A 21,637-nucleotide genomic window follows, 5' to 3' on the forward strand; every position below is an offset into this window, starting at 1 on the left:
AAAAAACGGCCTTTCAAAGGCCGTCAATCTGAAGTTCGTAGGTGTTTGATTTACGAAGACCTTTCCAGTCGAAGAAGGGTCCCGGATCAGTTTTCCGAGTGGGTGCTATCTCGCTGTGCGCCATGGCATATCTCAGTGGATAACGTGCTTGTAACTCCAAAGCAAGACGCCTCAGGCTGGCATATTGAGCCTGCTCGAATGGGGTATAAATATCGCCCAGCAATTCAACACCAATTGAAAAATGATTGAAATTGCTACGGTCCATTGCGGCTGAAATTCCAGCATGCCAGGCCCGTTTTTCGCAGGATACAAATTGGGTAATCGATCCGTCTCGATCAATCAGAAAATGCGAAGAAACATGCAGGCCAATCAACTCGCCAAATGAAACATGCGCATGACAATCGAGTCGATTCAAAAACAGGTCAGTGATTAACGCGGGGTCTCGTCCCCGCTCGGGCAGGCTGATGCAGTGAACAACCAGGGTATCCACTACAGTGCCCATGGGGCGTGCATCCTGATTGGGGCTTTGCAGGCGGTGCACCCAGTCTTCTTCAATCCAGCCTTCGTCCAGCCACATGGCGTGCCCCTTCTAAAGGTCAATGCACTTCAAAACTTAGCGAACTTTCTCTCCGGCCGCCTTGGCGTGCTCCATGCCGCAGTAGAAGCGCCCCTGCATCATCACACCTTCAGACATGGGGCTGTAGGCACCGCAGTGTTGGCAAGGCATGATCTCTTCTTGGGTTTTACGGCCAAGATTGCCTTTTTGTTTAACGTCTACACCGGGCTTTTCACCCAATTGTTTGCGCTGCCAGCTTTTGAAAAGAATCCAGGCCACCAACGCCAGGCCCAGGAAAAACAGAATACGACCCATCAAACTGCCCTTTTCAAAATAAACTCCAGCACAAACTGGGTACCAAAATAAGCCAACACCAATACTGCATAGCTGCCCAAACACCAACGCAGGGCTACTTTTCCGCGCCAGCCAAATACCACACGCCCGCCCAGAAGCACTGCAAATGAACACCATGAAATGATGGCAAACAGGGTTTTGTGATCAAAGCGCCAGCTGCTACCGCTCCATTCTTCGGAAAACAGAAAGCCGGTGATCAGGGTAAGCGACAACAACACAAAGCCAGCCCAAAGCTGCCGGAACAGAATCGATTCCATGGTAAGCAAAGAGGGCAATTGATCCAGCAACCGCTCCCGCACCATGCGGTTTTCCTGGGTGGTGGCCACAGGCTGGTGCAAGGCTTTTTCCTGAAACGCCATCACGATGCCATGGGCGGCGGCAATACCCAACAAACTGTAGGCTGCCAGCGCGATCAACAAATGCAATTGAAACAGATGATCGCCTGCCATTCGAATGGCGGAATCTTCCCCCATCCACAAGGGCAGCAAAAATACAACTGCGCACAGCGGGAACACAATTAATTCAAGCAGCGGCACACGGTTGAAAAAACTTTCTACAAAGGCCACCAGTGAGGCCAACCAAGCCACGCACATCAGGCCCAGAACAAAGCCGAAGTGCATGCCATCGGATTGAAACAACAAGGTGCCCAATAAATAACCCGAGACCGTCAAGGCCAAAGCAACCAGCGCGCGGTTTAACGCGGCGGGTGCAGACCACTTGCCGAAAACGTTCAGCGCCGCCAATCCACCCGAGGCGGACAGCAGGGGCACTGCGAGCGCGTACAATATTGTGTTGTTCATACCAATCAGTTTACTCGATTCATAGCACGAGTCAGGGGCACCACACGATGTTTGAAAACCTCTCCGATCGCCTAACGCGCGTTGTCAAAAATATCAAAGGCGAAGCCCGCATCACCGAGGCCAACACGCAGGAAATGTTGCGGGAAGTTCGCTTGGCGCTTCTGGAGGCCGACGTGGCCCTACCGGTGGTGAAAGAGTTCATCAACCAGGTGAAAGAACAGGCGCTGGGCGAGGAAGTGCTGAACAGCCTCACCCCCGGCCAAGCCTTGGTGGGCATTGTTCACAAACAGTTGATCAAGCTGATTGGCGAGAAAACAGAAGAAATCAACCTGGCGGCCCAGCCCCCCGTGGTGATTTTGATGGCGGGTTTGCAAGGTGCCGGTAAAACAACCACCACAGGTAAGCTGGCCAAGTATTTAAAAGACAACCTGAAAAAGAAAGTGCTGACCGTTTCAGCCGACGTGTACCGCCCTGCGGCGATCGAGCAGCTGAAAACAGTCAGCGCGCAAGCTGGCGCCGAGTTCTTTCCTTCCGACATCACTCAAAAGCCGGTTGACATTGCCCTGGCCGCCCTGAACCACGCCAAACGCCAGTTTTTTGATGTGCTGATTCTGGACACGGCGGGCCGCTTGGGCATAGACGAAGCCATGATGAATGAAATCAAGGCTTTGCATGCAGCGGTGAACCCGACTGAAACCCTGTTTGTGATTGACGCCATGTTGGGTCAGGATGCGGCCAACACCGCCAAGGCCTTCAACGAGGCCCTGCCCCTGACCGGCGTGGTACTGACCAAGATGGACGGTGATGCGCGAGGCGGTGCCGCCCTTTCCGTGCGCCAAATTACCGGCAAGCCCATTAAATTCATGGGTGTGGGTGAAAAGCTAACCGGCTTTGAGAAATTCCACCCAGACCGCGTGGCGGGCCGAATTCTAGGCATGGGCGACATTGTTTCCTTGGTGGAAGAAGCCAAAAAAGGCATTGACCAACACGAAGCCGAAAAACTGGCGAAAAAACTGAAAAGCGGCAAGGCTTTCGACCTGAACGACTTTTTGGCGCAAATTAGCCAGATGCGCAACATGGGTGGCCTGCAAGGCCTGATGGACAAACTGCCCAGCCAATTGATGAAAGGGGCGGGCGATGTGGATGCCACCGCCGCAGAGAAGCAGATGAAACGCACCGAGGCCATTATTTTTTCCATGACCATTGCCGAACGAACCAAGCCCGATATTTTAAAAGCCTCTCGAAAGCGCCGTATTGCAGCAGGTGCGGGTGTTCAGGTTCAAGAAGTGAACCGCTTGCTCAAGCAGTTTGAGCAAATGCGCGACATGATGAAAAGCATGCAGAAAGGTGGCTTGGCCAAGTTGATGAAAAAAATGGGTGGCGGCGGAAAAGGCGGCTTCCCTGGAGGCGGCATGCCACCAGGTGGCGGGTTTCCAGGCATGTAATCAACTGCGGATTCAGGCCCAATCGTCTTGGGTTCCGATCTCTCGCCAGAAAACCTGTATTCCCCTTGCTGAGCCTCACGATGCCTGAGAACGACCCTCCTAAACTGCGGGTCGGGTCCGTTCTCTGTCGCCCATGCTGGGCAACACCGGCCCTGCTCGGCACGCAAGGGCAGGTTTTCTTGAAGGCGAGGCGATCGAAACACCGCCGCCGATTGGGAGCTGAACTTGCAATGGGTCGCACGATGACCAGTCAGAAAACTTGCCGGCTTGGCGCGCCGAGACTAACGATCGCGCCTTGGCGCGAAAGCCAAGACCCGACCGTTACTTTTGGAGGGCTTGGCTTAGTGCAGGCTCAAGACGACAAGCCGAAATGCCAAGTTTTCGGGCAGCGGTGACCATTCAAGTTCAGCTTCCAAGTCACCGGTCCAGTGCGACACAAACAACCCACGCCGAGTGGGCAATAAATCGAAACGGCGAACCTTCAAGTTCAGCTCAAAAATCACCCGCAATTCGAGGCGCAGGCTTCGGAGGTTCAACATAGCTGTAGCCCCAATTCCGATCCAAACGGTCATACACCAGGTTGGGATAGGTCATTTTTCCAAGGCTGCCGTTGTAACGCCCCAAGGCCCGGTCCAGATTGCCTTTTTCAATGTCGAGGTAATGCCGCAAAATAAGGCAGCCATAACGAATATTCACTCGCGGTTCGAACAACTCACGAGAACTTCCCCTCGATAACACATCAGTCCAAAACGGCATCACCTGCATCAAGCCAATGGCCCCGGCATGGCTAACCGCATCGGCTCGAAAGTTACTCTCTACTTCAATCAGGGCGAAAATAATTTGAGGGTCAATGCCAACTCGCTGCGCTTCATAGCGAATAATCTTGATGAGTTCTGTTCGCTCGGTGAAATCGGGAACACGGCGGGCCAAGCGGCGCGACATCTCGGCCATCCAGTCAATTCGATGGCCGACGGAATCAAAAATTGGACGTGGTGCCGCTGGGGCACTCAAGGCGGTGCGAAGCGCCAGGCGAACATGGTCCGCCATGGGTTCGTACTGCTGATTGGCAAAAACTGGCGAACCAACACCAGCGACAGCCAATACAGCCATGGCCAGCGCAAGCGCCCGGCGGGCACTGCAGGCCAACCGGGCAAACGGATTACAAACTGACTTGCCTGCTGGCAAGTTCAACACGCAACTGCTCAAAAATTTCCCCAACTTCGACATCGCGTTTTTCAACCTTGCCATCGCGAGACTGAAACTCCACTTTGCCTTCTTTCAGGCCACGGTCGCCCAAGGTAACCCGCAGCGGCACGCCGATCAACTCCCAATCAGCGAACATCACACCTGGCCGCTCATCGCGGTCGTCCAGCATCACATCCACGCCAGCGTCTTCCAGCATCTGATAAAGCTTGTCGGCCTGAGCCTTCACTTCTTCGCTTTTCTTGTAGCCAATTGGGCACAACACCACTTCAAAAGGCGCGATGCTCAATGGCCAAATAATGCCGCGGTCGTCAAAGTTTTGCTCAATGGCTGCACCCAAAATACGGGTAACACCAATGCCATAACAACCCATTTCGATCACTGCGGGCTTGCCGTTTTCATCCAGAAACTTGGCTTGCAGGGCTTCAGAGTATTTGGTGCCCAAATAAAACACATGGCCCACTTCAATACCACGGCACATGGCCAGTACACCTTTGCCATCCGGCGAGGGATCGCCCTCAACCACATTTCGAATATCAGCCACCTCGGGCTCAGGCAAATCACGGCCCCAATTCACGCCAGCGTAGTGATAGTCAGCGGCGTTGGCACCGCACACAAAATCACCCATGGCGGCGACACTGCGATCAGCCACAACCCGCACCTCGCCTTTCAAGCCAACGGGACCCAAATAACCGGGTTGGGTACCAAACGCAGCAACAATTTCAGCTTCTGTGGCCAAGCGCAGTTCTTGTACACCGGTCAGCTTGCCAAGCTTGATGTCATTCACTTCATGGTCGCCGCGCACCAGTGCCAATACAATTTGTACCTTCTTGGCCGGCTTGGTTTCATTTTTATCCAGCCACTCGTTGGCAAACACCACGCTCTTCACCGTTGCGGTCAAAGGCAAACCCAACTGCGCTGCAACGGCTTCACAGGTTGAATTACCGGGAGTGTGCACCTTGTCGATTGCCTTGCTGGCGGCTGGGCGCTGCGCGGTGCAAACCGCTTCAGCCAGCTCCACATTGGCGGCATAGTCTGAACTTGGGCAATACGCAATTGCATCTTCGCCCGTGTCGGCAATCACGTGAAACTCATGGCTGCGGTTGCCGCCAATTGAACCGGTGTCGGCATTCACTGCGCGGAAGTTCAAACCCAAGCGGGTAAAAATACGGCGGTAGGCGTCGTACATGACATCGTAGGTTTTCAGGGCAGCTTCTTGAGTACGGTCGAATGAATACGCGTCTTTCATCACGAATTCGCGGCCGCGCATCACGCCAAAACGTGGGCGAATTTCATCGCGAAACTTGGTTTGAATCTGATACAGGTTCAAGGGCAACTGGCGGTAGCTTTTCACTTCCTTGCGTACCACATCGGTAATCACTTCTTCGTGTGTAGGGCCAATCACGAAATCACGGTCATGACGGTCCTTCAAACGCAGCAGCTCGGGCCCATACTTTTCCCAGCGGCCACTTTCTTGCCAAAGCTCAGCGGGTTGAACTGCGGGCATTAGCAATTCAAGAGCACCCGCGCGGTTCATTTCTTCGCGAACAATATTTTCTACCTTGCGAATGGAGCGCAGCCCCACGGGCATATAGGTGTAAATGCCACCGGCCAAACGCTTGATCATGCCAGCCCGCATCATCAGTTGATGGCTGATCACTTCAGCGTCAGCAGGGGCTTCTTTCAGGGTATTCAAAAAAAACTGGGTGGCGCGCATTTGCAAAAAACTCGTGAGTAATGAATTGGTTAGAACAGCGATTGTACTTTTATCCGCTCGCAGCGCGGATACCCTAGGTGTACAAACGCAAGCTCGTGCTTATAATGACTCTGAATTGTAAAGAAATCTGCGGGGCGCGTATGCTTGATAAAGAAGGCTACCGTCCCAACGTCGGCATTATTTTGACCAATTCCCGAAAGCAGGTCTTTTGGGGTAAGCGAATTCGTGAACATTCCTGGCAATTTCCGCAGGGCGGGATTAAACATGGCGAATCGCCTGAACAAGCCATGTACCGGGAACTCCACGAAGAAGTTGGCCTGTTGCCAGAACATGTTGAAATTATAGGAAGAACCAGGAATTGGTTGCGGTACACCGTGCCTGATCACTGGATTCGACGGGAATGGCGGGGAAGCTACAAAGGCCAGAAACAAATCTGGTTTTTGCTGAAATTGGTTGGAAGGGATTGTGATGTCAGCCTGCGGGCCACTGAACACCCCGAATTTGATGCCTGGCGTTGGAACGAGTATTGGGTTCCACTTGAAAACGTAATTGATTTCAAACGGGAAGTGTACAAACAAGCATTGGGAGAGTTGGCCAAACTGCTGTTTTCCAGAAATGACCCAAGGCGACTGCCAAGGGGAGATCACTGGGAACCCGCCGTTAAAACTGAGGAAACCCAAGAAAAACCTGAGTCGACATAAAAAAACGCGAACCACTTGGTTCGCGTTTTTTTATTGGGTAGCAATCCACATGCTTTTGGACTCGTCGAAAACAAACCAAACAGCCTCGTAAGAACGATAGGTGGCATCCAATATTTCGTCGATCACCCACACCCACATCTTCTTTGGCTTTTCAGGTTCCTTCACAAGCAAAACCGCGTTCAGCACGAAATTTCGCTCTTCTCCCTGGACTGCGCAAGTATTCACGCCGTCAACCGCTTCTGCACCGAACAACTGAGTCAACGTAGCATTCTCTGTTTCAATGCGTGGTCGAAGGGAATGCTTGAAACTGGCCAAATTTAAGCTTGAACACAATGACAGATCTTGATCAAGAAGCTTTCCGCCAGACTTTGGCGGCCATGTTTCAGCCAGCTTTAATGCATCGCAGATCAAATAATGCGAGCGTGCAGCGTAGTTCGCTGCCGACTCGGCAACACCACCTTCATGTCGGAAATATTGTTCACAGTTGCTTACGGTACTGCCATTGGTCAATTCAAGCAGAGGTCTAGGAATTAATAGCTCCTCGGATGAGTTTTGTACTTTCTCCTGCACATTTGGATCAAGCCAGAAATAATCGTTTTGCGGGGATTCGGCACTTGAGCAGCCAACAAGCGCAACCAAAAAAGCCAGCAGGTAGTTTCTCAAAGTGCCTTCTCCATTAGGTCCGCTTCTTTATTTCTTCTTGTGGGGTATTGATCCTGGAAGTTGCGCAGAATTCTGACTGCGAGTTCCCAGTCCTGGGCGACAACTGAAGCCCAAAACTTAGGTGTGGATCGAACCAGTTCAAGCCCGTGTTGAAAAGATACTGAGGTGATGACAGTTTGAAACTCAGGCTTTAGATCCTCGAATTTCGTCGCACTATTGGAGATTGCGTTGTTGTAACGTCTAGCAAGTTGCGTTAAATAATGAGTTTTAACCACTTGATCAATTTGTAGACATTCGGTCGCAGTAATACTCAGCGGGCTTTTCTCGAGTTTCTTTGCAGCATCATGCTTCTTCAGCCCAAGATAAGGTGCCAACTTTTTAAACAAAGAACCCTGAATACCAAGTCGACGTAGATCATCCTCGTTACGTGCGCCCAAATCAAAGCCTGTGGCAACGGTTACTCCGCTTTTACTTTTTTCCAAATCAGGTATGTAGCCGCCGGTTCTGCACCCGCCCTCTAATTTGGAAAGAAATTCGTAATCCACCTCGTATGACATGGCTACCCCTTAAGAAAAGGCGAAGCGTATCAACAGAGATAATGCAGAGCAAAAACCACTATTTTGGGTTAATCAAAATCGGGCTAGTGCGCAAGCAACGGCTTTAAAACAGCCAACACTTTCGCCGCGTCTTCCAAATGCGGATAGTGCCCCAAACCAGCCAGTCGAATGGTTTGTTTGCCAGGCACCAGTTCCTCGAAGCGCTGCACCATGTGTTCGCCGGAAATGGGATCTTCGACACCGTCGATCAGCGCAAAGGGCATGTCGGCTTTCTGCAAGGCTTGCACCCAACGGTCGCGGTTTTCTCGCCTCTCACGCATGTACTGAATCAGCAGGTGCATGCACAAGTTTCCTTTTTTGTGGGCCATCAACGTCCACGCCGCATCAATGTCGGCATCGCTCAGCCCTTCCGAGCATACGCTGCGAAGGCTGGCCGCCAACTTTTCCTTTTTCATGAAGCGTGTGAATACAAAGCCCAGAGGACTGAGCAGCAGTTTTTGGACCAGAATGGCGCGGTGTGTTTCTGGAAAAAGCCCGCCGTTGAACATCACCACTCGCCGCAGGCGAAAACTCAGCTTTCCCTCCGCATGTCGGGCCAATAGCTCTTGCCCCACCGTGTCACCCACGTCATGCGTAATCATCGAGCATTCCTCAACCCCTTTGCTTTTCAGCAAAGCTTCTGCAATGTCGGCCTGATTAAAAATGGAATGCTGCCAGGTGCGCGGCTTGTCAGAATAGCCATAGCCCAGCATGTCAAATGCAATCAGGCGATGAGTTTCGGCCAGTTCAGGCCATAGCAAATGGAAGTCGTAACTGGAGGTGGGAAAACCATGAATGAGCAGCAGAACAGGTTTGTTGGCGGCGGCTGTGTCTTGCACAAATATGGAGTGGTCTTTCCATTCAAATAACTGCCCGCTGTTTTTCCACATCGACAGTTCCATCCGCGCACTCCAATTCGTGTTAGGCCAATACCACCATGTTGTCGCGGTGAATCAGCTCAGGTTCATCCAGATAACCAAGGATGGACTCTATCGCGCTGGTGGGTTGCTTGGCAATTTTTTTGACCTCAGCAGCCGCATAGTTCACCAGGCCACGCGCCACCTCGTCGCCCTCAGGGCTTAAACAGGCGACTACATCACCACGTTGAAAATTGCCTTGACAACCGGTGACACCAATGGGAAGCAGGCTGCCCTTTTTCTTGCGCAAAGCCTCTGCGGCACCCGCATCCAGCAGAAGTGAGCCTTTCAATTTCAAATGGTCGGCCATCCACTGCTTTCGCGCAGCCAGGCGACCCAGCGGTGCTTTCAGGTAGGTACCTACAGCTTCGCCCTTCATCAGGCGAACGAGCACATTGGGCTCGTGCCCACTGGCAATTACTGTTGCAGCACCACTTCGTGCGGCGCGCTTGGCCGCCAGAATTTTCGTGATCATGCCGCCAGTGCCTACACTGCTGCCAGCACCGCCTGCCATTTTTTCGAGTTCTGGGTTGCCCGCGGTTTCTTCGTGGATGAATTTGGCGTCCGGGTTTTTGCGGGGGTCGGCGCTGTACAGGCCCACTTGGTCGGTCAAAATAACCAAGGTGTCCGCTTCCACCAAGTTGGTGACCAAGGCACCCAAGGTGTCGTTGTCACCAAAGCGAATTTCGTCAGTAACCACGGTGTCGTTTTCATTGATGATGGGCACCACTTTGTGGCCCAACAAGGAATACAGGGTGGAACGGGCATTCAGGTAACGTTCGCGATCCGCCAGATCGGCATGGGTTAGCAGCACCTGCGCGCACACCAGGCCATGTTCAGCAAAGCCTATTTCATAGGCGTGAACCAAACCCATTTGCCCCACCGCAGCAGCGGCTTGAAGCTCATGAATTTCGCGCGGGCGCTTGGCCCATTTCAAGCGTTTCATGCCCTCGGCAATTGCGCCCGAGGACACCAGCACCACCTCGCAGCCCTGATTGGTTAATTCAGCGATTTGCGCTGCCCAGGCGCGTATGGACTCCATGTCCACGCCCTTTCCACCTTTGGTGACTAGGGAGCTGCCCACTTTAACTACTACACGTTGATTTGCCAGAGATTTCTCTGCCACGGAAATTACTCCTGATCGTCGCCAGTTTCTTGAGGATTGATGAGTGTACCTGTGCTTTCGCGAAAGCGAGCGTCAGGCTCGGGCGGAAACTCAACCTGCATTTGCTGCACGAGGTTTTCGTACACCGAACGCATCAAGTTCGCCGTGTTCTCACCAGTCAAACTCGAAATGGGGTGAACCTGGCCCTGCCAACCTGTTTTCTCGCGGTAGCGGGTCACAAAATCGTCGATTTTCGCTTTCCTGTCCTCTTCCGCAATCATGTCGATTTTGTTCAACACCAGCCAGCGTGGCTTGGCCCAAAGGTCTTCGTCGTATTTGCGCAATTCCTCCACGATAGCCGCAGCCTCGTACACTGGGTCTACGTTTTCATCGAAAGGAGCCAAGTCGACAAGGTGCAACAGCACACGGGTTCGGCTCAAATGCTTCAAAAACTGGTGGCCCAAGCCTGCACCTTCGGCGGCACCTTCGATCAAACCTGGCACATCGGCGATCACGAAGCTTTGCGCATGCCCAATGCGCACCACACCCAGGTTAGGGTGCAGGGTGGTAAAAGGGTAGTCTGCAATTTTCGGGCGAGCATTTGACACTGCGGCAATCAAGGTCGATTTACCAGCGTTGGGCATGCCCAGCAAACCCACATCGGCCAGCACCTTCAATTCAAGCTTGTAACGGGCGGACTCACCGTCTTTGCCCTTGGTAAACTGGCGTGGTGCCCGGTTCACACTGCTTTTGAAGTGAATATTGCCCAAGCCGCCATCGCCGCCCTTGGCAATCAACACTTGCTGACCATGCTCAGTAAGGTCAGCTACAACCAGGCCGGTTTCAGCATTCACAATGGTGGTGCCAACCGGCATTTTCAAAACAATGTCAGGGCCGGCTGCGCCATAACAATCGGAGCCACGGCCATTTTCACCGCCTTTGGCCCGGTGTTGTTTTGAAAAGCGATAGTCAATCAAGGTATTCAGGTTGCGGTCGGCTTCAGCAAACACGCTACCGCCCTTGCCGCCATCGCCGCCATCTGGCCCACCTTTCGGAATGAATTTTTCGCGACGAAAGCTGCCAGAGCCATTACCGCCCTTGCCTGCGAACACCTCAATTGTTGCTTCGTCGATGAATTTCATGTTTGTTCCCGATAACTGCGCCTAACGACCGCGCCCGACAGCTGTGCCGATTTACTTTAAAAACGAATGCACCTGGCCCAAAACGAAAATAGCCCTGCAATGCAGGGCTATTGGACCAAGCACGGTGTGCGGTGCAAACGAAGGATTAACCCTCGCTGACCACGCTCACAGTTTTGCGACGCAAGGCGCCTTTCACTGAGAACTGCACCTGACCGTCTGTCAGTGCAAACAATGTGTGATCTTTGCCCATGCCGACGTTGTCGCCAGCATGAAAACGTGTACCGCGTTGGCGAATGATGATGCCGCCGGCATTGATTGCCTGACCGCCAAACACCTTCACACCCAGTCGCTTGGCTTCTGAGTCACGTCCGTTGCGCGTAGAGCCGCCGCCTTTCTTACTTGCCATGAGTCATTCTCCTCTATCAAGCGTTGATGGCTTGGATCTGGATTTGAGTGAAGTTCTGGCGATGGCCTTGACGCTTTTGATAGTGCTTGCGACGACGCATCTTGAAGATCTTCACTTTGTCGTGACGACCGTGTGCCAAAACAACTGCCTTGACCGAAGCCCCTTGAACCAGTGGAGTACCCACTTTTACGGTGTCACCGCTACCAACGGCAAGCACTTCGTCCAGAGAGATTTCTTGGCCAATGTCAGCAGGTATCTGTTCTACTTTAAGTTTTTCACCAGCGATAACCTTGTATTGTTTACCACCGGTTTTTATGACCGCGTACATAGTTGACCTCTAAACTTTCAATGATATAAACCCGAAAAAATTCGGATAGCCCGCAATTATGCTCGGAAAGTGCAATGTTGTCAAAGCCTTGTGATCATTCATCGTTCATTCTGCTCACGAAACGCGGCTTTTGGCAAACACCGTCAAGTACAATAAGCGCAACATAAATCATCCAGACATGCAGTGAACCCATGCCCAGCCCAGCGCCCAGTGTGAAAAGTGTGTTGTCCCCCATCGCGGCCGACATGCAGCAACTTGATCAGGTTATTCGAACCAGTCTGCACTCCGAGGTCAGCCTGATCAACCAGATCAGCGATTACATCATCAACGCAGGTGGAAAACGCCTGCGCCCCGCATTGGTCATTTTGACAGCCCGGGCACTGGGCGCAAACCCGCAACAAATGCAGCAAGCCATTGAATTGGCAGCGATTGTTGAATTTATTCACACGGCCACACTGCTGCACGACGATGTGGTCGATGAATCGGACATGCGCCGAGGGCGCCTGACTGCCAATGCCGAGTACGGAAATTCTGCTGCGGTGCTGGTGGGCGACTTCCTGTACTCCCGCTCGTTTCAGATGATGGTAAAAATTGGCTTGATGGACGTCATGGACGTGCTGTCGGAAGCCACCAACACCATCGCTGAAGGCGAAGTATTGCAATTGTTGAACTGCAAAGACCCCGATGTCACGGAAGCTCGATACATGCAAGTCATCGACTTCAAAACTGCGAAGCTGTTTGAGGCCTCGTGCCGCCTGGCGGGCATTGTGACCGGTCAAAGCAAGGAGGCGGTCGCCAACCTGGGACGATTTGGCGCAGAAGTAGGCAGCGCTTTTCAGCTGATCGACGATGTGCTCGACTACGCAGGAGAAAGTGCTGCTTTGGGCAAAAACGTGGGCGACGACCTTCGCGAAGGCAAACCCACCCTGCCCCTGATTCATGCGATGCAACATGCTGCACCGCAAGTACAAACCCAAATTCGGGACGCCATTGCCAACGGTGGCACTCAGGATGTCAGCGCCATCATGGCAAGCATTGAGCAGACCGGCTCGCTGGCCTACACCCGAAACAAGGCACAGGCACTGTCCGAATCGGCCAAAACCCGCCTGGGGAAGTTGACCGGCAATCCTTACACCGAAGCACTGGCCATGTTGTGCGATGTTGCGGTGAATCGCAACAGTTGATCTGCACGAAAAACATCCGCCTAGGTGATTGATAAGTACATACTGAATACGCATAGTTGGGCAATACAGCTGTTGATCCAAACCGTTCACTTTCAAGGACCTTGATCTATGAGCATCAGTAGTGCAATTGTCAAAAGCTCGGGGCTTGTGCGGGCACTGACCGCCAAAGGAATTCTGGACAATGCCCAGCTGGAGCAATTGACCGCAGAGGAAGCACAAGGCCGTTCAGTGGCCGAGTGGATTGTGAACAACGGATTGGTGAGTGCCGAGCTTTTGGCCAGTACCGTTTCGCAGCATTTTGGCTACCCTTTGCTCGACCTCAGCCAGTTTGACGATACCCGCGAAGGCCTTGAGTCAGATTTGATTCAAGCTGAGAAGGGGCTGGAGGCTTTTGTATTGAATCGCCGCCACGGCTCGCTCAGTGTAGCCATGGCCGACCCCACCGACCTGAGTACCATTCAGCAACTGAAATTTCGTACTCAACTGCAAGTAGAGCCTGTGGTAGTTGAATATGACAAGTTGCTCAACCGGATTGAAAAAAACGACCCCTCTCAGGGCATGGATGAAAGCCTGCTGACCGAGGTTGAATCAGATGCAGGTAATTCGAACAACGAGGAAGCTTCGCCAGATGTCGACGATGCGCCCATTGTGCGATTCGTTCAGAGGGTGCTCAGTGATGCCCTGAAAAAAGGTGCCTCCGACATTCACTTTGAACCCTACGAGAAAAGTTACCGGGTTCGATTCCGCATTGACGGCGTGCTTCAGGAAACCTCGCAGCCGCCACTGGCCGCAAAATCAAAAATTGCGGCGCGAATCAAGATCATGAGCCGCCTAAATACCACCGAAACCCGGGTACCCCAAGACGGCCGCATTCGACTGACCCTGGGGGCCGATGAGCGCAAAATCGACTTCCGGGTCAGTACGCTGCCCACCCTGTTTGGTGAAAAAATAGTGATGCGTTTGCTCGACTCCAGCAAATCACTGCTGAAGCTTGAGCAACTCGGGTTTGACAACACCCAGCGCGCAGCTGTAGAAAAAGCCTTGGCGAAACCACACGGCATGATTCTGGTCACGGGCCCCACGGGTAGCGGCAAGACGGTGTCGCTGTACACCTTTCTGCAAATGCTGAACAACGATTCCATCAACATCAGCACTGTCGAAGACCCTGCGGAAATCAACTTGCCGGGAATCAACCAGGTCAACATCAACGAGCGGATCGGCTTGACCTTTGCCAAAGCCCTTCGAGCCCTGTTGCGCCAGGATCCTGACGTCATCATGGTCGGTGAAATCCGCGACCTTGAAACAGCCGATATTTCAATCAAAGCGTCACAAACGGGTCACAAGGTGCTGTCTACCTTGCACACCAACGACGCAGTGTCGTCCATCATTCGCTTGAAAAACATGGGCGTTGAAACCTTCAACATCGCCTCCTCTGTCAGCCTGATTATTGCGCAACGGCTGGTGCGAAAACTGTGCAATTGCAAGTCACCACACCCGCTTGGGCTTCAGGCATTAACCACTTCAGGCCTGTTGAAAGAGGTCCCCCAAGAGGATTGGACACCCTTCTGCGCGGTGGGCTGTGAGGCCTGCAATGGCACAGGATACTCTGGTCGCACCGGGATTTATGAAGTGTTACCCGTGTCCGAGGCCATGCAGGAACTGATCATTTCGGGTGCATCTGCGCTCGATTTGGAGCGCCTTGCCCGCCAAGAGGGCATCGCCAGCATGAGTGAATCGGGCGTTGCCAAAGTTCGATTGGGCATCACCAGCATTGAAGAAATTCTGAGCGCGACAAAAGCCGATTAATCTGCTTGCGAGCGCGCGCAATGAATGCAAACCTGAGAGAGAAACCCCCTTCAGGGGAACTGCTGTTTTTGTGGACGGAAAAACCCAAAAGCAAGTCACAAAAGGCACGGTCCGGCGAGATCCGGGCCAGGTCAATCGACCATGCCCGTTACCAGCTCAGCCGACAGGGTGTTAAAGCCAGCTCGCTTCGAAAAGCAAAACCTTACAGCGGCAGCAAAATTCCATTGGTCTTGGTGGCCTCTTTTGTCAGGCAACTTGCGGTCATGATCCAGTCAGGTGTACCGCTGGGGCAAAGCCTCGGTTTGATTGCGGGCGGCATGACCAGCAAATCCAAAAGGGCCATTCAAACCGTGGTGAGGGCCATTCGCGCTGATGTGGAAAGTGGTTTGAAACTCAGCGATGCCATGCGGAAACACCCCCGCTGTTTCGACAACCTGTTTTGCAACACCCTGGCTGCCGGCGAAAATGCGGGCGAACTGGACGCCGCACTGGGACGACTGGCCACCCACATTGAAAAAACGTTGCGAATTCGACAAAAAGTGCGCAAGGCAATGATTTACCCAAGCATTGTGGTGCTTGTCGCCATTGGCGTCACCGTGGGCATGTTGCTGTTTGTATTGCCGTCGTTCAAGTCTATTTATTCGCAGTTCAAGGCCGAACTGCCTTTGCTCACCACCCTGTTGCTGAAAGCCTCCGACTTTCTTCAGGAATATGGATTGATTCTGCTGGCTGCAGTGGGCTTGGGCGTTTACAGCCTGTTTCAGATGTACCGTCGAAATCAAAAATTCAAGAACTCAATGGACATACTGCTGTTGCGCATGCCTTTGATTGGCGACCTGATGAAAACAGCTGTTCATGCCCGTTGGACACGTACTTTCGCAACGTTGAGTGCATCGGGTGTACCAATCACCTCTGCACTGGAATCTGTGGCCAGCGTGTCCCAAATTCGAAGCTTTCAGGACGCCACACTTGAAATACGGCAAGCCGTTGCCTCGGGTGGCCGGGTTTCCGATAGCATGGAAAATAGTCGGCTGTTCCCGCCGGAATCCATCCAGATGATCCGCATTGGAGAGGAATCGGGCAGGATGGACTCGATGCTTGAACGACTGGCCAACCAATATGAAACCAATCTGGACGACAAAGTGGATACACTGTCCACCGTCATGGAGCCCATGATCATGTGCATTATTGGCATACTGGTGGGCGTGCTGATCGTGGGCATGTACATGCCAATCTTCAACATGGGAGATATTGTTTGACCGCACTGAATAGTATGGATCCCGCCCAATGGCTTGTGCTGAGCGCGCTGCTGGGGCTGTGCATTGGGTCTTTGCTGAATGTGGTGGCCCATCGCTTGCCTATCATGATGCAACGCGCGTGGGATGCCGACCTGGCAGAAGCCCAAGGCCGTGAACCCGAGGAATTTCCGCGCTTTAACCTGTTTCTGCCGGCCTCCCATTGCCCGGCATGTAAAACGCCTTTGAAAGCCTGGCACAACATTCCCGTGATCTCCTACCTGCTTTTGCGTGGCAAATGTGCGCACTGCTCAAGCCGTATCTCCTTGCGCTATCCGGTGGTTGAACTGCTGTGTGGAGGTCTTTTTCTGGCGATTGCCTTGCTTAACCCGCCCGGCGTTGTCGGCCTGGCTTTAATGGTATTTGCAGCCAGCCTGCTGGTGCTGGCGCTCATTGACCTTGACACTTACCTGTTGCCCGACAGTATTACCCTTCCCTTGTTGTGGGCTGGTTTGCTGTTTAATCTATTTGCAGAATTTGTGCCGCTGGCCAGTGCCGTTTCAGGTGCGGCCATGGGTTACCTGGTGCTGTGGCTGATTTACCAGCTTTTCAAACTGGCCACCGGCAAGGAAGGCATGGGGTACGGCGATTTCAAGCTGTTGGCCGCAATTGGCGCCTGGCTGGGTATCACCTCCCTGTTTAGCGTGGTGTTGTTTGCATCCGTGTCGGGTATTGTGTTTGGCCTGATCATCCAAAGCATTCGCGGAAAGAAGAAAACCGATGCCTTTCCCTTTGGCCCGTGCCTGGTCATGGGCGCACTGGCGTGGATGGCGGGCTTCGACCTGACCAAGTGGATTTAAACAAGCGATGCACATAGCCTTGAACAAACCCAATCAGCTGGTGGTGGGCCTAACCGGCGGAATCGGATCGGGGAAAACCGCGGTTTCCAACCGGCTTCAAACCTTGGGCGCCACCGTCATTGACACCGACGAAATTGCCCACAGCCTGACAAAGGCAGGGGGCCTTGCCATGCCTGACATACAAAGGGCGTTTGGTCATGAAGCCCTGCTTTCTGATGGCAGCATGAACCGCGATCACATGCGGGCTTTGGTGTTCAAAGAACCTGAACAAAGAATTGCACTGGAAAAAATCCTTCATCCAAAAATTCGCCAGCTTGTTCAGCAGCAACTGGACGCCGGAGCCCCGCTTTACTTTGTGCTGGTGGTGCCTTTGTTGTTTGAAAAGGGCGGCTGGGGTGAGCTGATGGATGAAATTATTGTGGTCGATTGCCCGGTAGAACAGCAGGTTCAAAGGGTGATTCAGCGCAATGGCTGGCCGGAAACGCAAGTACGCGCTGTGATACAGAACCAGGCCACGCGAGAGACGCGATTGGCAGGTGCAACGCAGCTGATCCAAAACAATGGCGATCTAGCGGAACTGGTTGAAAAAATCGACTTTATGCACCAAAAATTAATAAAAAAAGCGCAAAAATGACCTTGCTATTTGCATGAAAACCACAGGTGCGCCACAATCACACCTGATGTTCCTTTTAATTGCGATGGCTCGGTGACTCAAGTTACAGACGAACAACAGACCACCAATCCGGTCACTCAAATCACCACATACGAGTTTCCACTCAACGAGAGAATTCGTACGCTGTTGCGCCTTGAAGATTTATTCGCCAAATTCGGCTTCTTCATGTCGCAAGACCATCGGCTGGACCACCACACCGCCCTGCTTACCCTGTTTGAAATCATAGAAGTCGGCTCAAGAGCTGATCTGAAAAGTGATCTACTCCAGGAACTCGACAGGCAGCGCGCATCGCTGGTTCAATTTCGCGGTCACCCGGGCGTCGATCGCCACATGCTCGAAGAAACGCTGGCCAGCATTGATTCCACCGCCACGCAACTGAATCAATGCAACGGTCGATTGGGCTACCATCTGCGCGACAATGAATTCCTGATGATTATTCGCAGCCGCTGCACCATTCCAGGCGGCGTTTGTGAATTTGATTTGCCCGGCTACCACCGCTGGCAATCCCGTTCAGCCCAGGCACGTCGTGTCGACATTGAGGCCTGGTTTGAACCCATGCGGCCCTTGGCCAAAGCCATTGAATTGGTACTGAAAATTTTGCGCCACAGTGGCGAAATGAGCATGGTGACTGCCGAGCAAGGCAACTACACCCAGCAAATGAGCGGCAAAACATTTCAGTTGTTGCGGGTTGATTTGCCAAGCGATCTGGAAGTAGTGCCTGAATTCAGCGCCAACAAGTACATGTTGTGGATTCGATTCAACATTCCAAATGCCAACGGTGTCAGTAAAAACAACCCCTACCTGGAACCTATTGAGTTCAAGATCAGACTGTGTAACCTGTAACTTGCCATTTGCAATGTTGCTCAGCCAAGCCCGAACTGGCTAAGCATGGCAATTCCATGGGCACCATGCAAATGAGCGTCCCGAATATCTTCGGCAGCCAAGCCACCGATCGCGAACACTGGCAAACGCGCACCTTGTGCTGATTCAAGAAACTTCTCCCAACCCAAACCCGGTTGCCCAGGATGCGAGGGAGTTGGTTTCACCGCACCCAACACGGCATAAGTCAAGCTGCGATCAAAAGCAATTCTCAAGCTGTCAGTATCGTGTACAGAAGCACCAGCACACTGCAAATCCTGAAACTGACCCGACAGCAAATGCGCTTGCGTCAAATGCAGCGGACATGGCAAAGCGTCTAGATGCTCACGCAGGTTTAGCCAGGTATCCGAATTCAATAACATCGCCTGCCCGGTTTTCTGGCACAAACCATAACAGTGCTCGAAGGCCTGAATCAAGGCATTGCCGCTCAGGGCCTTTTCACGAAACTGGATATAAATCGGCGTCTTGATGTTGCTCAATCCCCTCTCAAGTCGCTGGGCACAGGCCTCAAACCCGGCCTCGTAGTTGCTTAGTGCCATCACCGTGGGCTGGGCCAATTTGGGCAGCAAGGGTTCAGTGGCTGGCAGAATAGGAGACAGGTCTGAGCTGTCAAGGCTGGCCCATGTGAAGCGCTGGTTCTCCAGCGACTTGGGGCTGCCTTCAAAACGCCACACACGGTACAGGTGCAAACGCACGTTGGCATGCTCGTAGTCGTGTTCAATGCGGAACCACGGGCCACCTTCAAGGGCAGTGATGTCGAGTTCTTCTTTCAGTTCACGCACCAAGGCCTGCCAAACCGTTTCGTCTGGCTCTACCTTGCCACCTGGAAACTCCCAGTAACCGGCATAAGGTTTACCTTCTGGCCGACAACCCCACAGCACCTGGCCGCCGGCATTGAATACCACAGCCACTGCCACATCAATTCGGGGTTTTATAGGGTAAGTTGTCACTCGGCTTATAAACCTTTTGAGCCGGCCCAATGCTTGGCAAACTGATAGGCCAGGCGGCCACTGCGGCTACCGCGCTCAATGGTCCATCGAAGTGCGATGTGGCGAGCCTCATCAGTGTAAGGCATGTTGAAATGCTCCAGCCACACCTGCACAGCGGCCAGGTACTCATCCTGATTGAATGCATGAAAAGATACCCACACACCGAATCGGTCTGACAGCGATACCTTTTCTTCAATGCCTTCGGCGGGACGAATTTCGCCATTGTCCATGTGCTGGGTTTGAAGGTTGTCTTTCATCATTTGCGGCAGCAAATGGCGGCGGTTTGATGTGGCGTAAATCAACACGTTGTCCGATGTGCCCGCAATAGAGCCATCCAATACGCTTTTCAATGCCTTGTAGCCAGCCTCGCCTTCCTCAAAAGACAGATCGTCACAAAACACAATAAAACGTTCGGGTCTGCCGTTGACCAGGTCAACCACGTCTTGCAAAAACAGCAGGTCTGTTTTGTCAACCTCGATCAGGCGCAAACCCTGGGGCGCGTAGCGGCTCAACATGGCACGCACCAAACTTGACTTGCCGGTGCCACGCGCACCTGTGAGCAACACGTTGTTGGCGGGCAAACCTTTCACGAACTGGTGGGTGTTCTGGTCCACCTTCTCAAGTTGGGGGCCAATGTTTTTCAGCACAGCCGCATCCAGTGACTCGACTGTTTTTACTGGTTCAAGGCGTAATTGGCCCGCCCTGTGATGCAGGCGAAACGCAGTGGAGGCATTCCAGTTCGTGGGGGCTTTCATCACCCCCTGCTCCAAGGCTTGGGCGATACGGCCAAGCTGCTCGAGAATCGCTTTGGTGTCGTTGTGTTGGGTGCTCATCGCGCAGCCGTGTTAACTGCGGTAGTCCGCATTGATGGTGACGTACTCATGCGAAAAGTCTGTGGTCCACACGGTGGTGCTGGCGTTGCCACGCCCCAATTGAACGCGCACGGTAATTTCTGCATCGTTCATGACCGCCTGGCCTTGCTCTTCCCGATAATCGGCGTGGCGGCCGCCATTTTGGGCCACATAGACATCGCCCAGATACAGTTGAATTTTGGTTTGGTCGAGGTCATCAATGCCGGCATAACCCACAGCCGCCAAAATACGGCCCAGGTTGGGGTCTGACGCGAAAAACGCAGTTTTCACCAAAGGAGAATGGCCAATGGCGTAAGCCACTTTCAGCGCCTCTTCTTCACTGCCGGCCTGCTCAACTTTCACAGTGATGAATTTGGTGGCACCCTCGCCATCGCGAACAATTGCCTGGGCCAGCTTGATCGACTCGGCCTTCAGTGCCTCGAATACGGCTGCAGCTTCTGGCTCATTGCCGGTTTGAATATTCACAGCCTTGCTTTTGCCTGTGGCGATCACCACAAAGCTGTCATTCGTCGATGTATCGCCATCAATGGTGATTCGATTGAATGAGGCATCCGCCATGGCTGTAGTCCACTTTTCCAACACAGGCTGTGCAATGGCTGCATCGGTGGCCAGGTAACCCAGCATGGTGGCCATATTGGGGCGAATCATGCCTGCACCCTTTGAAACCCCTGTGATTGCAATTTCACCTGCACCCACATTCAGCTTGCGGCTGCTGGCTTTGGGCAAGGTGTCGGTGGTCATGATTGAGGTGGCGGCATCCAGCCAATCGGCTTTGCCCAAACCTGCAACCGCCTGATCAATGCCCAACAACAGGCGATCCATGGGCAGGTTTTCAAGAATGACGCCAGTTGAAAACACCAACACTTGCTCAGGCTGAACACCCAGCAACTCGGCCACTTTGGCCGTGGTTGCACGTGCATCAGACAAACCACGTTCGCCCGTGCCCGCATTGGCGCAACCGGTGTTCACCACCAGGGCACGAATACCCTTGCCTGCTTTCAAATGGGCTTGGCACACCTGAACCGGGGCGGCACAAAAGCGGTTTTTCGTAAACACACCCGCTACACTGCTGCCCTCTGCCACACGCACCACCAAGACATCCTTTCGGTTGGGTTTGCGAATTTGGGCCATGGCATAACCCATGTCCAAACCGGCGACTGGAAACAAGGAATCAGCAGCAGGTACATTCAAATTCACAGGCATGGC

Annotated in this window: 23 protein-coding genes; 8 read left to right on the forward strand and 15 right to left on the reverse strand. The window is 53.0% G+C overall.

The features are described 5' to 3' along the window. Window positions 1–13: 13 nt before the first annotated feature. Genes ampD through HKT17_RS12790 form a run of 3 tightly spaced genes read right to left on the reverse strand, consistent with a single transcriptional unit; the run spans window position 14 to window position 1,710 of the window. Window positions 14–577: a 1,6-anhydro-N-acetylmuramyl-L-alanine amidase AmpD gene (gene ampD / locus HKT17_RS12780; RefSeq protein ID WP_171100556.1), complete on the reverse strand. Its 564-nt coding sequence runs from the start codon at window positions 575–577 to the stop codon at window positions 14–16. A 36-nt stretch (window positions 578–613) separates the two neighbouring features. Next, the gene (locus HKT17_RS12785; RefSeq protein ID WP_008250461.1) at window positions 614–871 is read right to left on the reverse strand and encodes a PP0621 family protein; all 258 of its coding nucleotides are present in this window, start codon (window positions 869–871) and stop codon (window positions 614–616) included. Continuing rightward, complete coding sequence (locus tag HKT17_RS12790) at window positions 871–1,710, reverse strand: cytochrome C assembly family protein (protein ID WP_171100558.1); 840 nt, start codon at window positions 1,708–1,710, stop codon at window positions 871–873. Before HKT17_RS12790 ends, HKT17_RS12785 begins: the two co-directional genes overlap by 1 nt. 47 nt (window positions 1,711–1,757) lie before the next feature. Here HKT17_RS12790 and ffh point away from each other — a divergent pair, with 47 nt between their 5' ends. Beyond that, the gene (gene ffh, locus HKT17_RS12795; RefSeq protein ID WP_105027257.1) at window positions 1,758–3,155 is read left to right on the forward strand and encodes a signal recognition particle protein; all 1,398 of its coding nucleotides are present in this window, start codon (window positions 1,758–1,760) and stop codon (window positions 3,153–3,155) included. A 492-nt stretch (window positions 3,156–3,647) separates the two neighbouring features. On the opposite strand, the gene HKT17_RS12800 is transcribed toward ffh, so the two are convergent. Next, window positions 3,648–4,361, reverse strand: a complete 714-nt coding sequence (locus tag HKT17_RS12800; RefSeq protein WP_240965813.1) for a transglycosylase SLT domain-containing protein — start codon at window positions 4,359–4,361, stop codon at window positions 3,648–3,650. Then, complete coding sequence (locus HKT17_RS12805; RefSeq protein ID WP_171100560.1) at window positions 4,315–6,075, reverse strand: proline--tRNA ligase; 1,761 nt, start codon at window positions 6,073–6,075, stop codon at window positions 4,315–4,317. Before HKT17_RS12805 ends, HKT17_RS12800 begins: the two co-directional genes overlap by 47 nt. 140 nt (window positions 6,076–6,215) lie before the next feature. Between HKT17_RS12805 and HKT17_RS12810 the strand changes: the two genes are divergently transcribed. Beyond that, window positions 6,216–6,776, forward strand: coding sequence for an RNA pyrophosphohydrolase (locus tag HKT17_RS12810; protein WP_008250450.1), 561 nt, complete (start codon window positions 6,216–6,218; stop codon window positions 6,774–6,776). Window positions 6,777–6,806: 30 nt separating this feature from the next. On the opposite strand, the gene HKT17_RS12815 is transcribed toward HKT17_RS12810, so the two are convergent. From HKT17_RS12815 to rplU, 7 genes are all read right to left on the reverse strand, one after another. After that, window positions 6,807–7,415: a hypothetical protein gene (locus tag HKT17_RS12815; protein WP_171100562.1), complete on the reverse strand. Its 609-nt coding sequence runs from the start codon at window positions 7,413–7,415 to the stop codon at window positions 6,807–6,809. 20 nt (window positions 7,416–7,435) lie between these two features. Continuing rightward, a complete protein-coding gene (locus HKT17_RS12820; RefSeq protein WP_171100565.1) occupies window positions 7,436–7,996 on the reverse strand; it encodes a pesticin C-terminus-like muramidase in 561 nt (186 codons plus the stop codon). Window positions 7,997–8,079: 83 nt separating this feature from the next. After that, a complete protein-coding gene (locus HKT17_RS12825) occupies window positions 8,080–8,937 on the reverse strand; it encodes an alpha/beta fold hydrolase (RefSeq protein WP_171100567.1) in 858 nt (285 codons plus the stop codon). A gap of 19 nt (window positions 8,938–8,956) precedes the next feature. Next, window positions 8,957–10,078, reverse strand: a complete 1,122-nt coding sequence (gene proB, locus HKT17_RS12830; RefSeq protein ID WP_105027262.1) for a glutamate 5-kinase — start codon at window positions 10,076–10,078, stop codon at window positions 8,957–8,959. Between the two features lie 5 nt (window positions 10,079–10,083). After that, window positions 10,084–11,199 (reverse strand): Obg family GTPase CgtA, encoded by a 1,116-nt coding sequence (gene cgtA, locus HKT17_RS12835; protein WP_171100569.1) that lies wholly within the window; start codon window positions 11,197–11,199, stop codon window positions 10,084–10,086. A 145-nt stretch (window positions 11,200–11,344) separates the two neighbouring features. Further along, window positions 11,345–11,605 carry a 50S ribosomal protein L27 gene (gene rpmA / locus HKT17_RS12840; RefSeq protein ID WP_105027263.1) on the reverse strand — a complete coding sequence of 87 codons (261 nt, stop codon included), beginning with the start codon at window positions 11,603–11,605 and terminating at the stop codon, window positions 11,345–11,347. A gap of 16 nt (window positions 11,606–11,621) precedes the next feature. Beyond that, window positions 11,622–11,933 carry a 50S ribosomal protein L21 gene (gene rplU / locus HKT17_RS12845; protein ID WP_105027264.1) on the reverse strand — a complete coding sequence of 104 codons (312 nt, stop codon included), beginning with the start codon at window positions 11,931–11,933 and terminating at the stop codon, window positions 11,622–11,624. A gap of 191 nt (window positions 11,934–12,124) precedes the next feature. Between rplU and HKT17_RS12850 the strand changes: the two genes are divergently transcribed. From HKT17_RS12850 to zapD, 6 genes are all read left to right on the forward strand, one after another. Beyond that, window positions 12,125–13,117 (forward strand): polyprenyl synthetase family protein, encoded by a 993-nt coding sequence (locus tag HKT17_RS12850; protein ID WP_171100571.1) that lies wholly within the window; start codon window positions 12,125–12,127, stop codon window positions 13,115–13,117. Between the two features lie 108 nt (window positions 13,118–13,225). Further along, entirely contained in the window at window positions 13,226–14,923 is a 1,698-nt protein-coding gene (gene pilB, locus HKT17_RS12855; protein ID WP_171100573.1) for a type IV-A pilus assembly ATPase PilB, read from the forward strand. 20 nt (window positions 14,924–14,943) lie between these two features. Next, window positions 14,944–16,182, forward strand: coding sequence for a type II secretion system F family protein (locus HKT17_RS12860; RefSeq protein ID WP_171100575.1), 1,239 nt, complete (start codon window positions 14,944–14,946; stop codon window positions 16,180–16,182). Beyond that, a complete protein-coding gene (locus HKT17_RS12865) occupies window positions 16,179–17,018 on the forward strand; it encodes a prepilin peptidase (protein WP_171100578.1) in 840 nt (279 codons plus the stop codon). The genes HKT17_RS12860 and HKT17_RS12865 overlap by 4 nt, the downstream gene beginning before the upstream one ends. A gap of 19 nt (window positions 17,019–17,037) precedes the next feature. Beyond that, the gene (gene coaE / locus HKT17_RS12870; protein WP_240965815.1) at window positions 17,038–17,652 is read left to right on the forward strand and encodes a dephospho-CoA kinase; all 615 of its coding nucleotides are present in this window, start codon (window positions 17,038–17,040) and stop codon (window positions 17,650–17,652) included. A 120-nt stretch (window positions 17,653–17,772) separates the two neighbouring features. Further along, the gene (gene zapD, locus HKT17_RS12875; protein ID WP_369907277.1) at window positions 17,773–18,534 is read left to right on the forward strand and encodes a cell division protein ZapD; all 762 of its coding nucleotides are present in this window, start codon (window positions 17,773–17,775) and stop codon (window positions 18,532–18,534) included. A 20-nt stretch (window positions 18,535–18,554) separates the two neighbouring features. Here the strand turns inward: zapD and HKT17_RS12880 are convergent, their stop codons facing one another. Genes HKT17_RS12880 through argJ form a run of 3 tightly spaced genes read right to left on the reverse strand, consistent with a single transcriptional unit; the run spans window position 18,555 to window position 21,634 of the window. Further along, window positions 18,555–19,520 carry a Nudix family hydrolase gene (locus HKT17_RS12880; RefSeq protein WP_171100582.1) on the reverse strand — a complete coding sequence of 322 codons (966 nt, stop codon included), beginning with the start codon at window positions 19,518–19,520 and terminating at the stop codon, window positions 18,555–18,557. Between the two features lie 5 nt (window positions 19,521–19,525). Continuing rightward, on the reverse strand, window positions 19,526–20,392 hold the full coding sequence (locus tag HKT17_RS12885; RefSeq protein WP_171100584.1) for an ATP-binding protein: 867 nt from the start codon (window positions 20,390–20,392) through the stop codon (window positions 19,526–19,528). A gap of 12 nt (window positions 20,393–20,404) precedes the next feature. Then, window positions 20,405–21,634: a bifunctional glutamate N-acetyltransferase/amino-acid acetyltransferase ArgJ gene (argJ, locus tag HKT17_RS12890; protein ID WP_171100586.1), complete on the reverse strand. Its 1,230-nt coding sequence runs from the start codon at window positions 21,632–21,634 to the stop codon at window positions 20,405–20,407. Window positions 21,635–21,637 lie beyond the last annotated feature (3 nt).

Source organism: Limnobacter sp. SAORIC-580, from assembly GCF_013004065.1.
Lineage (GTDB): Bacteria > Pseudomonadota > Gammaproteobacteria > Burkholderiales > Burkholderiaceae_B > Limnobacter > Limnobacter profundi.